Consider the following 15,062-nt stretch of genomic DNA (forward strand, 5'->3'; position numbering starts at 1 on the left):
ATGGAACGGCACAAAATGAATTCACGCATCGAAGCTCTCCAGCAAATTATCGAGATCGTCCTGATCGATCTGACTGCCGAAATCGGACGGCGTGTACTGCGGCGCGGCCCGATCGCACTGCGCGACCAGCAGGTCGAGCCGCGCGGCGAACGCATCGACCAGCGCCTGCACACGTGGCGCGGCCACTTGCTCGCCGGCGAAGCGCCAACTGATCGCGAGCTTGCCGCGCGCGACCTTGGCGTTGATGTCGAGCGCCCACGTGAACGGCGCATCCGCCGCGACCGGCCAGCCCGCGTGTTCAGAGGCGAAGCGCCAGCGGCTCGCGGCGTCGAGGCTCGGATCGAACTGGCCGAGGTAGTTGAAGCTGATTCGCGGCGCCGGCAGCGCGGCCAGCGTCGCGCGAACCGTCTCGCTGCCGTGCGCGTTGAGCAGGCCCCAATGCAGACCGTTGTGCGGCACGGCGCGGCGGCGCTCTTTCGCATCGACCAGCGCGCGATGCGCGTCGTCGTGCGCATCGAGCCACAGCGGATAGCGCGTCGTGAACCAGCCGACCGTGCGGCTCAGATCGAGTTCCTCGTCGCCGAGCGCCTCGCGGCCGTGTCCTTCGAGCGACACCAGCGCGCCGCGCGCGTCGCACCATTCGCGCAGCGCTTGCGCGAGCGCGGCCAGCAGCACTTCCTCGACGCTCGCGCGATAGGCCTTCGGCGCTGACTGCAACAGCCGGCGTGTGGCCGCTTCGTCGAGTTCGAGCGTGACCGCCTCGGTGTCGGCCATGCGCGGCAGCCGCGACGGCACCGCGAACGACGGGCTCGCGGTGTGCGGCATCTCCGCGTTGGCGAGCGCGTCGCGCCACCAGTTGGCTTCGTTGCCGACTTCGTCGCGTCGAGCATGCGCGATCGCGCGCTGCACCCATGCGCTCCACGGCAGATTCGCCGGCAACGTCGGCGTGCGCCGGGCGAGCGCCTGCTCATAGGCCGATTGCAATTCGTCGAGCAGCACGCGCCACGACACGCCATCCACGGCGAGATGGTGAACCGCGATCAGCAAACGCCCCTCGCCACGCAGACGGAAGTAACCCGCGCGGACCAGCGGTCCGTGGGCGATATCGAGTGTCGATTGCAGATGCTCGCCGGCTTGCGCGAGTGCGTCTTGCCAGGCCTCGTGCTCGCGCCAGTCGAACACCTGCAGCGCGCAGGCCGATGCTTCACCCACCTGCTGCTGCCACGCGCCTTCACTGCGGAAGAAACGCAGGCGCAAGGCGTCGTGAGCCGCGATCAGCGTATCGAGCGCCACGCGCAAAGCGGTTTCGTCGAGTTCGCCGCGAACCGCGAGCAGGGTCGACTGATTCCAGTGGTTCTCGCCGTGCGGGAACTGGTCGAAGAAAGCGCGCTGGATCGGCGTGAGACCAAGCGGTTCATGCGTCACGGCGAGCGCCGCGTGCGGCTCGGCGCTTTGCACGAGCGGAACGAGCGCGGCCACCGTGGGATGCTCGAACACCTGGCGCGTGCTGATCTTCAAACCGGCCTGACGCGCCCGCGCGACGATCTGCAAACTCAGAATCGAATCGCCGCCCGCTTCGAAGAAGTTGTCGGTAACGCCGAGGTCGTCGCGACCGAGTACCGCGCGCCAGATGTCGAGCAGGCTGCGTTCCGCCTCGCTCGACGCATCCACGCGTTCGCCGGTCAGCACCGGCGCGGGCAACGCGGCGCGGTCGAGTTTGCCGTTGCCCGTGAGCGGCAACGCGTCGAGCGCCACCAGCACGTGCGGCACCATGTGCGCGGGCAGCCGGCTAGCCAGACGCTCGCGCAACGCGGCAGCGTCGAACGTGGCGCCTGGCGTGCCGACCACATAGGCGACCAGTTGCGCGCTGTCGTCGCGGACCAGCGCAACGGCGTCGCTGACGTCGCGATCGGCCAGCAGCGCGTGACGGACTTCGCCCAACTCGATGCGGAAGCCACGCAGCTTCACCTGCGCGTCGTCGCGGCCGAGGTAGTCGAAAGCGCCGTCGGCGAGCACGCGGGCGCGATCGCCGGAGCGATACAGCCGCGAGCCCGGCGCGCCGAGCGGATCGGGCACGAAGCGTTCGGCCGTGAGCGAGGGACGTCCCACATAGCCGCGCGCCACCCCGGCGCCGCCTACGCACAACTCGCCCGCGGCCGACATCTCGCCGGTCGCGTTGCGCACCGCGAGGCCCAGATCGGGCAACGGCGCACCGATAGGCGACTGCGCGTGCGAGCCCATTTTTGCGGCGGACGTATCGCCGAGATCGCTCGCGTTGAGCAGATACGTGGTCACGTGGACGGTGGTTTCGGTGATGCCGTACATGTTGACCAGTTGCAGGCCGGCCGGCGCACGCGTGCGATGCCAACGCGCCAGCGCCGCCGGTTCAAGTTTCTCGCCGCCGAAAATCACGAGGCGCAGCGAAGCGAGCGGCGTCGCGTCGACGTCAGGCGCAAGATCGTGCTGCATCAACGCGCCGAACGCGGAGGGCGTCTGATTCAGCACGCTCACCTGCTCATTGCGCAGCAACGCGTGAAATGCGGGGGTGTCGCGCGTGATCCAATACGGCACGACGACGAGCCGCGCGCCCGTGCACAGCGCACCGAACATCTCCCAGACGGAGAAGTCGAACGCGCTCGAATGGAACAGCGTCCAGACGTCGTCCGCATGAACCGGATGACGTTGCGCCGCCGCGTCGAGCAAGCGAGCGACGTTGCCGTGCGTGACGCCGACGCCCTTCGGCTGACCCGTCGAACCGGACGTGTAGATGATGTACGCCAGTTGTTCGGGGTGAGGCTGGGCAGCCTGGTTCGCGGGCGAAACCTCGTTCGCGGCCCGATCCGCCGTGCCTGAATTCAGCAACGACAGCACGTTGAGATCGCGCAACAGCGTTGCGTGACGCGCGGCGCTGTCGTCGTCGGCCAATACGGTCTGGATACCGGCGTCGGCGAGCAGATAGCTCAGGCGTTCATGCGGATAGTCGGGATCGAGCGGCACATACGCCGCGCCCGCCTTCAGCACGCCGAGCACACCCGCGACCAGCGCATTGCCGCGTTGCGCGCAGAGGCCGACACGCGTTTCCGCTCGCGCGCCTTGCGCCACCAGACGCGCGGCCAACGCATCCGACCAGCGGTCGAGTTCGCCATACGTGAGCTGGTCCGTGCCGCAGGTGAGCGCGCGAGCGTCCGGCCGGCTGCGAACCTGTTCGGCGAAACGGGCGAGCACGCTTTCAAACGCGAACGATGTACGCGGTTCGGCCCAGGTCGAGGCCGCCGTCGGCGCCGGTAACGCGAAGTTGCGCAGCGGCCCTTGCGCCCGCGCGGCGACGATCTGCGAAAGCAGCGCGACGTAACCCTCGGCGAGGGCGTCGAGTGTCGAACGGTCGAGGCGCGCGGCGTCGGCGGTCCAGCCGAGTTCGAGCGTATCGCCGACCAGCGCCGTCACCGTCAGCGGATAGTGGCTGCGCTCGCTGGCGTCCACCGCCATGATGCGCAGCGGTGCGTCGCCGGCACGCAAGGCGGCGCTCACTGGATAGTTTTCGAACACGAGCACGCTGTCGAACAACGCGTCGCCACTGCGTCCCGACCACTGCTGCACGCGTGCGAGCGGCGTGGCCTCGTGTTCGCGCAGTGCGGCGTTCGCGCCTTGCAATGCGCGCGCCCAGTCGCCGAATTCCATCGCGGACGGCACATCCGTCTCGAGCGGCAATGTGTTGATGAAGAGGCCCACCGTACGGCCGATCCCTTCGGGCGCAACGCCGCGTCCCGATACGGTCACGCCGAACGCGGCGCGTGAGCGGTCGGCGCGGCGCGCGAGCAGCAGCGCCCACGCAGCCTGCAACACGGTGTTGACGGTGACGCGAGCGGAACGCGCCGTCTGCGCGAGTTGCGCGGTGAACGAGGTGTCGAGCACGCGGTGCAAGCGCAGCGCGGGCGTGGCGGCCGCGTGTGCGTTCGCGTTTGCATCTGCGTTTGCATCCGCATCGCTCGGCGAAGACAGCAACGCTGGCGCGCTATCCAGCAGCAATGCGGGCGGCTTCGTGTCGTCGCTCGCAAGATGCGCGCGCCACCATGCCTCGTCGCCGTGACGACCCTGCAGCCACGCGACGTAATCGCGCCATGCGGGTGCGCCGTCCCGCGGCTTCGTGTCCAGCGCCGTGCGTTGCCCAGCGCGTACGGTGTGGTAGTCCGCGAGCACTTCGTCGAGCAGTTGCGCGGCACTCCAGCCGTCGGTCAGCAAATGGTGGGTGGTCCACACGAGGTCGTGCGCGCCGTCGGGGCGTGCAAAGAGCGCGAGGCGCCAGAGCGGCGCGTGCGCGAGATCGAAAGGACGCGCGCGATCGGCGGCGAGCCAGGCGTCGAGGCGTGCGTCGTAGCCCGTTCCCTGCGCGTGCCAATCGTGGCTCTGCCAATCCAGTTCGAGCGTGCGCTGCACCACCTGCAACGGCACCCCGCCATGCGCCCATTCGAACGACACGCGCAGCACCTCATGACGCGCGAGCGCCGCTTCCCAGGCCGTGCGCAACGCGTCGCCGTCGAGCATACCCGCCAGCGTGAGGCGCTTCTGATTCACATAAACGCCCTGCGCCGCGCCTTCCAGCGCGTGGAACAACAGGCCTTGCTGAACCGGCGTCGCCGGGTAAAGATCGGCCACGTTCTGGAACGGCAACGCGAGCCGTGCCAGCGCAGCGCTGTCGAGTCCGGCAAGCGGGAAGTCTTCGGGCGTCGCGCCCGGTCCGGCTTGCGCGCAATGCGCAATCAGTTCGCGCAGGCTCGCATTGAATCGATCCGCGAGCGCCTGAGCGCTGTCGTCGTCGAGCAGGCCGCCGGCGTAGCGCCACTGCACCCGCAATTCACCGGCCACGACCATCGCGTTCAGGTCCAGCGCGTAGTGCAGCGCGCTGGCCGGATCGGTGCTGTCGTCGACCAGTTCCGGACGCAATGCGATACCCGCCGCGCCGGGCGTGCCGTCGAACTGGCCGAGATAGTTGAAGCTGACTTGCGGCGCGCTCAGGCTCTGCAGCGCGGTGGCCGCACGTTCCCAACCGGCGGCATGAGAGGCCGCGGCGCGCAGCAATGTCTTGGTGGCGCGCAGCGTCGCCATGCGGGCCTCGGCGGAATCCGCTTTGTCCGTTGCGTTGCTGGTCGCCTTGTCGGTTGCTTTCAGCCACAGCGGATAACGCTGCGTGAACCAGCCGACCGTTTGCGATACGTCCACGTCATCGCGATGCAGTGCACGGCCGTGACTTTCCATCGACACCAGCACGCCGCCCCACCCGTCGCATGAAAGCGCGAGCGCCGCGAGCAGCATGTCCTCGACGCTGGTGCGCAACGCATGCGCGGTGCCTTGCAGCAGGACGCGCGTCGCCTCGGCATCGAGCGTCGTGGTCAGCGTGCGCGCGTCGCACACGCGCTGGCCTTGCAAAGCCTCGGCAGGCCACAGCGGACGCGAAGCCTGCAAGGTCTCGCGCCACCACGCTATGTCGCTGGCGGCCTCCGTCGCATGCGCATTCACATTCGTAAGCGCCGACGGCGTCGACACGCGTGCGCTATCCACCCACACGCTCCACGGCATCGACACGCGTTCGGCGAACGGCGCCTCACCGCGTGCCAGACGCTCGCACGCGAAACCGAGTTCGGCGATCAGCACACGCCACGACACAGCGTCCACGATGAGGTGATGCGCGGCGAGCAGCAGACGGTCCGACGTCGACGCGGCGCGACGCACGAGCGCGGCGCCGAACAACGGTCCGTGCGAGAGATCGAAGCCGCGTTGCAGGCGCGCGGCGGCATCGGCCTGCGTCTGCTCCTGCGCGCTTGCATCGCCCGCCTCGACGACTTCGAAGCGCACTTCGCCCGCGCCTTGCACCTGCTGATGCCAGGCGTGCGCCTCGTCGCGCACGAAGCGCAAGCGCAGCGCATCGTGACGTTCGACCAGCGCTCGCAACGCCGTGTGCAACAGTTTCGCGTCGAGCGTAGCGGGCACGTCCAGCCACACGGCCTGATTCCAGTGCGCCGGCGCCTGCGGATGACGCTCGAAGAAATGCCGCTGTGCGGCGGTCAGCGGCAGCGGCGCGCGACGCTCGTTCCACTGGCGCGTGCTGCCGGTCTGCTCGCGCATCAACGCCGCGAGTCGCGCGACGCTCGGCGCGTCGAACACTTCGCGCGGGGTGACCGCATAGCCGGCGTCGCGCAGACGCGCGACCACTTGCAGCGTGAGAATCGAGTCGCCGCCCGCTTCGAAGAAGTCGTCGGTGACGCCGAGGTCGTCGCGTTGCAGTACCTTGCGCCACACCGCCAGCACGATGCGTTCGCGCGCGTCGCGCGGTGCGACGCTGGCGGTCGGCGCGACCGGCGCGGCCGGCAACGCGGCGCGGTCGAGTTTGCCGTTCGGCATCAACGGCAACGCGTCGAGACGCACGAACGCCGACGGAATCATATGCGCCGGCAGTTTTGCTTCGAGCGCCACGCGCAGCATGGCGGTCTCGTCCTGCGTATTGCCGGGAGCCGGCGCGGCTGTGTTCAGTTCGCCAACCCAATACGCGACGAGTCGCTTATTACCGCCATTGCCGCCGTCGTCGCGCGCCATCGCGAGCGCATCGCGCACGCCATCGCAACTGCGCAGCGCAGCTTCGATCTCGCCCGGTTCGATACGGAAACCGCGCAGCTTGATCTGTTCGTCCAGACGCCCCAGAAAATGCGCCTCGCCCTCTGCACCGATGCGTCCAAGGTCGCCGCTGCGATACACGCGGCTACCCGGCGCACCGTGCGGATCGGGCACGAAGCGCTCGGCGGTCAGTGCCGGCCGGCCGAGATAACCGCGCGCGAGCGTGGTGCCGCCAATGCACAACTCGCCCTGCCCGCCTTGCGGCAGCGAACCGCCATCCGGGTCGATCACGGCCAGCGTGCGCGACGCGAACGGCACGCCGATCGGTGCGGTGGCGTACGCGGCATCCGCCGCGACGGTCGCGCGATGCAAACAGGCCACCGTGGTTTCGGTCGGGCCATACAGGTTGTCGACGCGGATCGACGCGAGCGGCGAGCGCTGCCACGCGGCGAGCGCATCGCCCGGCAACGCTTCGCCGCCGACCGTGATCTGCCGCAGCGACTCGAAGCGACGCTTCTCCGGTTCGCGCAACCATTGCTGCCAGAACGCGGTGGGAATGCGCGCGAAGCTCACGTGCTCGTCTTCGAGCGCGGCGTTGAGCGTCGCGAGGTCCCATTGCGCGGCGCCACGCATCAGCACGCGGCCGCCCTGCATCAGCGCGGGCAGCATTTCGTGCAAGGCGACGTCAAAGTTGATCGTCGAGATCTGCAACTGCGTATCGGTGTCGCGAATCCCGTAGGCGCGCACGAAGTCGCTCAGGTGGCGCCCAAGCGCCGCATGCGACACAGCCACGCCTTTCGGACGGCCGGTCGAACCCGACGTGTAGATCACGTACGCCAGCGCTTCAGGATGCACGGCGGTAACGAGCGGCGCGGCGTCTTCGGCGCTCACGTCCTCCACTTGCAGAATGCGTCGACCGTCGAGCAAGCTGCCCACGCGTTCGGCGCTGGCACGATCCACGAGAACGATTTCAATGCCCGCGTCGTCGAGCATCGTGGCGAGACGCGCGGCCGGATAATCGGCGTCGAGCGGCACGAAGGCGGCACCGGCCTTGAGGATGCCGAGCAACGCGCACGGCAGCGCCACCGAGCGCGAGACACAAAGCCCCACGCGGACATCGGCGAGCGGCGCGGCATGCTCGCGCTGCAAACGGCGCGCGATCTGATTCGACCACCGTTCGAGCGAGCGGTAGTCGATCGCGTTGCCGTCGCACTTCACCGCCACGGCGGTAGGCCGCGTGCGCGCCTGCGCGGCAATCGCCTTCCAGACCGGTTCAAACGTCGACGCCCCGGCTTGTGCCGAGGCAGCGAAGGCCGTAAGCGCCGTCTGCCCCGTTCCGCGCGACAGACGCAGGCCGGCGAGCGGCGTGGCGCCCGCGTCGGCGAATTGTTCGAGCACTTCGAGGTAATGCGCGGCCAGACGTTCGATCGTGGATTCGTCGAAGACGTCGCAGGCGTAGTCGAACGCGAGTTCGAGTGCGCCGTTCTGTTCGGCCACGTTGAGCGCCAGATCGAACTGCGCGCCGCGCGTGAGGTTTTCGATGTCACGCAGGCGCAGATGGCGCGAATGCGCGAGCGCCGCGCGATCGATGCCCTCGTAGTTGAAGAGCGTCTGGAACAGCCCGCCGTGCGAGCCGTCGCGCGTGCCGCCCAGCGCGGCCACTACCCGCGCGAGCGGCGCCTGCTGATTGGCGAGCGCGTCGAGCAACACCGCGCGCGTTTGATCGAGCCACCCGGAACACGTCAGGCGACCGGAGATCGACACCGGCAGCGCCAGCGTGTTGACGAAATAGCCAAGCGCGCCGCGGCTCGCCGCGCTTTCGCGGCCGGCCACCGGCACGCCGACGCGGAATTCTCGTTGGCCGCTGTAGCGATGCAACAACGCGGTCCACGCGGCGTACTGCACCATGAAGGGCGTCGCACGCGCCGCCTGGGCGAGTGCGTTCAGGCGTTTCACGAGACCCGCGGGTACGTGCAGCGAGACCCGCTCACCTACGTCGCTGCGTTGCGCGGCGCGCGGACGGTCCAATGGCAGCGCGAGTTCGGCAACCGGCGAGGCGAGCCGTGCACGCCACCACGCGAGCTGCGTATCGAGCGCCGCGCGATGGGCGGCGTCGTTCTCGCCGCGCGCGTAGGCGGCATATTGCAACGGCGCGGAGTCGAGCGCCGCCGACGGCACGCCGTCGGCGCGCGCGTCATACGCGGCACACCACTCGTTAAGCAGCAACGCGAGCGACTGCGCATCGGCGACGATGTGATGCACGTGCAGATGCACGACATGTTCGTCGTCGCTCACGCGACAGAGCGCGACGCGCAACAGCGGATCGTGCGCGAGATCGAACGGTTGCGCAGCAAGATCGCCGAGGAAGGCATAGAGGCGCGCGTCGCGCACGCCGCTGTCGAAGGACGAGAAGTCCTCGCGGCGCCATTGCGCGGCGCGCACGTCGTCGACGATCTGAGCCGGCACGCCGTCGGTCTCGACAAAGCGGGTACGCAGGATCGCGTGACGCTGCACGATATCGCCGAGCGCCGCTTCGAAAACGGCTTCGTCGAGCTTGCCGCCGATCCGTACGCTCGCCGAAATCGAATTCGCCGTGCCTTGCGGGTCGAGTTGCCAAAGCAGATAAAGACTCGTCTGGCCGGCACTCAGCGGAGCCGGCTCATGGAGATCGACCGAGGCGAGGCGGTCCGCTTCGTCGGCGGATTGCGTAATCCGTTGAGCGACGTCGCGCAATTGCGCCACGCCCAAACGCGTCAACGCCGCCGCCTGGGCCGCGATAGTGGGATGTTCGAACACGAAGGCGATCGGCAACGCGGTGTCGAACCGCGCGTTGATCGCGGCGGCCAGTTGGCCCGCGACGATCGACTGACCGCCGCTCGCGAAAAAGTCGTCGTCGCGTTGCACGTGGCGCAGCGACGGCAACGCGTGCCACAACGCGGCAATGCGCTCTTCCAGCGCGTCGCCTTCGAACGGCGTCGCTGCTGTGTGTTGCGCGTGGCTCTCAAGTTCAGCGTTTGCGTCATGCACGTAACGCGTGACGCACGCGAGCGAGCCATCCGCGAAACCCGTCGCGCAAGCGGCGCGCCGCAGCTTCCCGCTCGACGTGCGCGGCAACGCGCCCGCTTCGAGCAACAGAACAGCGCCGACCGGCTCGCCGATCGCGGCGGCCACCGCGCGCCGGATCGCATCGATCACGGTCTGCTCTGCGCCGTCGCGCTGCGCGGCGCGCGCCAGTTCCGCCGCCACGCCGATTGCTTCCGCGCCGTTCGCGTCACGCACGGCGAAGGCCGCGATCCGGCCGCTGCGCAGTCCATCGACCTGCGCGAGCGCGCGCTCGATATCCTGCGGATAGACGTTGCGACCGCGCAGGATGATCAGATCCTTCACGCGGCCGGTGACGAACAGGCGGCCGTTGTTGACGAAACCAAGGTCACCGGTGCGCAGCCAGCGCGTGCCGTCGACGGCATCGGGAACGAACGTGGCCGCGCTCGCCGCCGGCTTGTTCCAGTAGCCCTGCGCGATGCTCGGGCCGCCCAGATGAATTTCGCCGACGCGTCCATCCTGCAGCAGTTCGCCGGTTGCAGGGTCGACGATTCTCAGCGAATGATCCGGCGTGGAGCGGCCACAATCGACCAGCGGCGTCGCCGCGCGGTCTTCGCTTTCGGCCTTACGCCCCGCGCCTTGCGCAAGTGCATTCACCTCGAACAAAGGCGCGAGCGCGCCCTCGCCCGCCACACCGCCGCTCGCGAATAATGTCGCTTCGGCGAGCCCATAGCAGGGGTACAACGCGCCTTCACGCAAACCCGCCGACGAAGCCTTGCGCGCGAACGCGTCGAGCGTGGCGGCCTGAATCGGCTCGGCACCGCAGAAGGCTACGCGCCAGCATGAGAGATCGAGACCGTCGAACTGCTTGTCGCGCACACGGTCCGCGCACAACTGATACGCGAAATTCGGACCGCCGCTCACGGTCGCGCGATAACGCGAGATGGCGCGCAACCAGCGCGCCGGTTGTTCGAGGAAGTGCTGCGGATCGAGCAGCACGAGTTCGAAACCGAAATACAGCGGCAACATCAGCCCGCCGATCAAGCCCATGTCGTGATAGAGCGGCAACCAGCTCAGCATGACGTCGCGCGTCGCGTCGATCGACATGCCCGCGTGAATCGCGTGTTCGTTGGCGGCGATATTGGCGTGGCTGACCATCACGCCCTTCGGCTCCGAGGTCGAGCCCGACGTGTACTGCAGGAACGCGAGCGCTTCGGCCTGCGGACGCTCGAAAGCGAGCGGCGCGGCGTGTTGCGTTTGCTCCGGCGTGAGCGTAATGCAGGCGGTGTCCTGCGAATCGCTGGTGAGCGCGCTCCACTGGACCTGCTGCTCCGCGCCGACAATCGCGATACGCGGCGAGCAATCCGCCTGCATCGCGCGCAAACGTTCGAGGTGTTGCGCATGTTGCGGTTGCGGCGCATAGGCCGGCACCGCGACAAGGCCCGCATACAGGCACGCGAGAAAGTTGACGACGTAGTCGAGGCCGCTCGGCAGCAGGATCATCACGCGTTCGCCCGGCGCGGCGTGCTCGCGCAACCCGGCGGCGGCGCGCTGCACCCGTTCGAGCAACTGCGTATAGCTGAGCGCGCGTTCGTCGGCGACGCCGTCGGCCAGATAGCGCAGTGCGATCGCATGCGGACGGTAATACGCGTGGTCGACGAGTCGCGACACGATGTCGTCGTGAGTCGCCGGACCGTTGGCGCTCGCGTCATGCGCCGCGCGCGCGAGCCGCGACTTGCGGCTCAGGAACGGGCAGACGTCGCCGGCGCGCGCATTGTCGTCGCCGAGAAAGTACTGTTTCCACTCCAGATTGCCGGGGTCGCCGTAGAAACCGAGGTCCGGGTGCGGATCGACCGCGTCCCACTTCAGCAGACGCTGGCGCACCTGATTGCGCGCTTCGCGGCCAATCACCTTGTTGGTGATGGTGTCGACGAACACCGCGCGCGGCTGGAACAGCAGCACCATGCCCGGCCCGAGATTGCGGCTATGACGCGTGGCGAACGACGGTAACGCGCACACCACGAACATTTCGATACCGGCGTACGAGAACTCCCAGTCTTCGTGGGAGGGATCGGGATATGCATCGGCGGCGGCATGCGGGTCGACGTCGTGCAACGCCTGCAGGATGCGCCAGAACTGACGCTGATACTCGTCGTGCGACAGCGGTTCGGCATCGGGCTCGAAGAACACCGCGATATTGTTCTTGCGATAGTCGGGCATGGCCGCGAGTCGCGCGAAGGTTTCCATCGACCCCGCCAGATCCGTGGTGTCCTTGCCGTTCACGAACGCGTAAAACATCTCGCCGCGCTTCTCCGCGACGGTGCCGAAGAAGCACGGATAGGCCGGGTGCATCACCTGCTCGCGCAGCGTCGCGTAAGAGGACGCGAGCCACTCGGGCAGTTCCACCTGCGCGCCGATCGCCTCGCCGCGAATCACGCGGCTGGTCCAGTCGGCGGCATTGCAGGCGCTCGCGCGCGCTTCCAGCGACAACGGCAAAGCGGCATCGCCCGGCGTGCCGTGAGATTGATTCGGTTCCATCATGCTCCCTTGATTTCGTCGACCGGACGCGCGCCGACGCGCGCCCGCCATGCGTGCCGCTCGCGGCCACGCTGATTTAGCTGGGTTTTCGTGGGGAGAATCGCGACGCTTCGGGATGAGCGTCTTTATTCTGAAGACATGGACCGCCGCGCACGGCGGGTTTGTCTATCGACTGCGATGTTGCATGGGTACGGCTTCGCGGCGCTTGCCTGGTGGCGGCCGGTTAGTGGCCAATTAGCTGCCTGGTATTGGCCTGGTAGTGGTCTGGTAGTGCCGGGCTTCATTCAGTCCGGTTCGCGCGCGCCGCTGTTGCAGGGCTGCAGCAACGCGCGAACGGCTTACGTCAGGCCGGCTGCGGCGCGTCGAGTTCGACGACGAGTGCGTTGACCCAGTCGTCCGGGATGATCGGCTGGTGATACGTACACTCGCCGGACACCACCGTCGAGCCGTGCAAACGGCCGTCGGGAATCAGCACCATGTCGCCTTCATTCATCTTCAACTGCATGCCGACGTTGCCCCAGAACAGCATTTCGCCCGCTTCGATCGTGACGAGACGGTGATCGTTGTGAACGTGGGTCGTCGAACACATCTCGTGCGGCTCGACAAACGTCTCGCGATCGATGTCGGGAAACTCGGCATAGATGCGCGTGCTGATGCGCTGCGCGAATTCGCAGAAACGTTCGATCGCCGACAGCCAGCGCAACTGTTCGCCGAGATCCCAGCGCGCGCGCTCCGTCAGACGTTCGGCCGCCGCGAAGCCCTGCATGCATTGTTCACGTGCGCTTTCGCCGTAGCGCGCTTCGAGTTCGCGCAGTGCGTCGGCGAAGCGGCGCGCGAGTTCGCGCTGGCGGTCCGGGCCGGCGTCGGGCGCGGCGCCACGATGCGTGAGATGCGGGCAGGCACGCGTCAACGCCGCGACAAACGCGAGTTGCTCGGCTTGCGCCGCGAACGCCGCACCGATCAGACCGAAGGCGCGATCGGGACGGCGCGCAAGCGCATACAGCAGATTGGTTTTGGCGAGGCTGGTCGGCAGATAGAACTGCCAGTACGAATGCGCGTCGCGCGTGATCTCCGCCGCCGACGCCACGCGTGCGAGCAGGTCTTCGCTGCCGCCGTCGAGCTCGAGCGTGGGATGCAAGGCGGCCGGCAACGCGTCGAAGAAGCCGCTGGCCTGCGCGCGGCGCAGCGCGCGGCGCTTCGAGGGCAGCAAGGCCCAACGTTGCACGGCGATAAAGCGCAGACCGTCCTGCAGATAATCGTTGCGCACGAGGCGCGCGAAGTTGTCTTCCCAGAACGCCAGTTCGTCGCCGATCAGGCGCGTCAGGCGCGCCGCGGCGGCATCGCCTTGCGTGGCGGCGTCGGTGTCGCGGCTCAGGTAGTCGAATGCGTACGCTTCGAGGAACGGTGCGATCTGTGCGCCGAGCGCGCGCACTTCGTCGGCGTGATAGGCGCTGAAGTGCTGCCACGCGTCCGCGTTCGTCTGCTGCGGCAGGTTCGCCACGTCGAGTTCATAGATGGACAGCAAGGTGCGATTCGACGCCAGCGAAGGCAGGCGGCTCACGTTGTGCGTGCGCACCGGCTTGCGGAACTTGAGAAACTCGAAGTCCTCGGGACGCAGCGGCCGGCGGTGATACTGGCCGTCGAGCACGAGTTCGTCCACGGTCGCGCTACGGAACGGCAGCGCGGCGGCAAAGCGCTTGATGAGGTCGACGTGGTGTTCGCTCTGTCCTTCGAACGGCTCGAAGTCGAACAAGGTTGAAAACGTTAGCGACATTTTCAGGAATCCGTTTTTAAGGAAATGAGGAGTGGCCGCTGGGCGCGCGCCGCTTTGATGCTGTGACGATCTGACGGTTTACTGTTCTACCGCGACGGCAGTGAGCGTATTCAGCACCGCCGCGGCGTGCGCTTCGAGAAAGAAGTGGCCGCCCGCGAATTCATGACGGCCGAACTCGCCTTGCGTGCACGCGGCCCACGCGTCGACATCGGCGGATTGCGCGGTGGCGCGATCGTCGCGGCCGGTAAAGACATCGATACGACATTCAAGCGGCAGACGCGGCGAACTCGCCCGACTCTGTTCCGTGTAGACCCCGCACAGATGAAAATCGGCGCGCAGCACCGGCAGCATGAAGTCGACGAAATCCGCGTCGGCCAGCAATTCAGTGGGCGTGCCGCCCAGTTCCGCGAGCTTCGCCACCATCGTCTCGCGAGGGCAGTCGAGCCAATGCGACTCGACCTTGCGGCGCGACGGCGCCACCGACGCCGATGCGCCCAACCACAACGGCATGCGGCCATCTCGTTGCCGCAACGCGTGACACAACTCGAAGGCCACCAGCGCACCCATGCTGTGCCCGAAGACGGCGAACGGCGCGTCGCGATCGAGGCGCTGGCCGATGTCGTCGGCGAGTTCGGCGATCAGCGGGCGCCATTCGGTATGCACGGCTTGCGCGCGACGCGTGCCGTGGCCGGGCAGTTCCGCGGCAATCAGATTCACACCGTCCGGCAACAACGGTATCCATCGCCGATACAACGCCGCGCTGCCGCCCGCATGCGCGAAGCAGATCAGATTGAGCGGCGTGGAAGTGGCGAAGGTCACGGTGCTGGCGGTGCTCACACTAGGCTGCATACGTTCAGTTCGGCGCGGAACCTTGTGCGGAGGCGCTCTCTTCCATCGCCTTGCGCAAGCTCAGCGGACGCATATCGGTCCACACCTCGTCGATCCACGCGAGGCAGTCTTCCTTCTTGCCGGACTTGCCGGCTTCACGCCAACCGGCGGGAATGGCCTTGTAGTCAGGCCAGATCGAGTACTGCTCTTCGTGATTCACCACTACGTGGAAATTCGTGTTCTCGTCGCCCCAACTCATGAATGCGCTCCGCTG

4 protein-coding genes are annotated in these 15,062 nt (G+C 67.6%); all 4 read right to left on the reverse strand.

The genetic code is table 11. The features are described from left to right. Nucleotides 1-21 precede the first annotated feature (21 nt). Nucleotides 22-12,189, reverse strand: coding sequence for a non-ribosomal peptide synthetase (locus FA94_RS32895; RefSeq protein WP_197070268.1), 12,168 nt, complete (start codon nt 12,187-12,189; stop codon nt 22-24). A 340-nt stretch (nt 12,190-12,529) separates the two neighbouring features. Continuing rightward, the gene (locus tag FA94_RS32900) at nt 12,530-13,960 is read right to left on the reverse strand and encodes a cupin domain-containing protein (RefSeq protein WP_035559569.1); all 1,431 of its coding nucleotides are present in this window, start codon (nt 13,958-13,960) and stop codon (nt 12,530-12,532) included. A 78-nt stretch (nt 13,961-14,038) separates the two neighbouring features. Beyond that, a complete protein-coding gene (locus FA94_RS32905) occupies nt 14,039-14,797 on the reverse strand; it encodes a thioesterase II family protein (RefSeq protein ID WP_231585086.1) in 759 nt (252 codons plus the stop codon). A gap of 16 nt (nt 14,798-14,813) precedes the next feature. After that, nucleotides 14,814-15,047, reverse strand: a complete 234-nt coding sequence (locus FA94_RS32910; RefSeq protein ID WP_035559571.1) for an MbtH family protein — start codon at nt 15,045-15,047, stop codon at nt 14,814-14,816. Between the last annotated feature and the right edge of the window lie 15 nt (nt 15,048-15,062).

Origin of the sequence: Burkholderia sp. 9120, from assembly GCF_000745015.1 — a bacterium.
Lineage (GTDB): Bacteria > Pseudomonadota > Gammaproteobacteria > Burkholderiales > Burkholderiaceae > Paraburkholderia.

Excerpts from the sequence above, each read along its gene's own strand:
- FA94_RS32900 (WP_035559569.1), bottom strand. The coding sequence starts at position 13,960 with ATGTCGCTAACGTTTTCAACCTTGTTCGACTTCGAGCCGTTCGAAGGA.
- FA94_RS32895 (WP_197070268.1), bottom strand. The coding sequence starts at position 12,189 with ATGATGGAACCGAATCAATCTCACGGCACGCCGGGCGATGCCGCTTTG.
- FA94_RS32910 (WP_035559571.1), bottom strand. The coding sequence starts at position 15,047 with ATGAGTTGGGGCGACGAGAACACGAATTTCCACGTAGTGGTGAATCAC.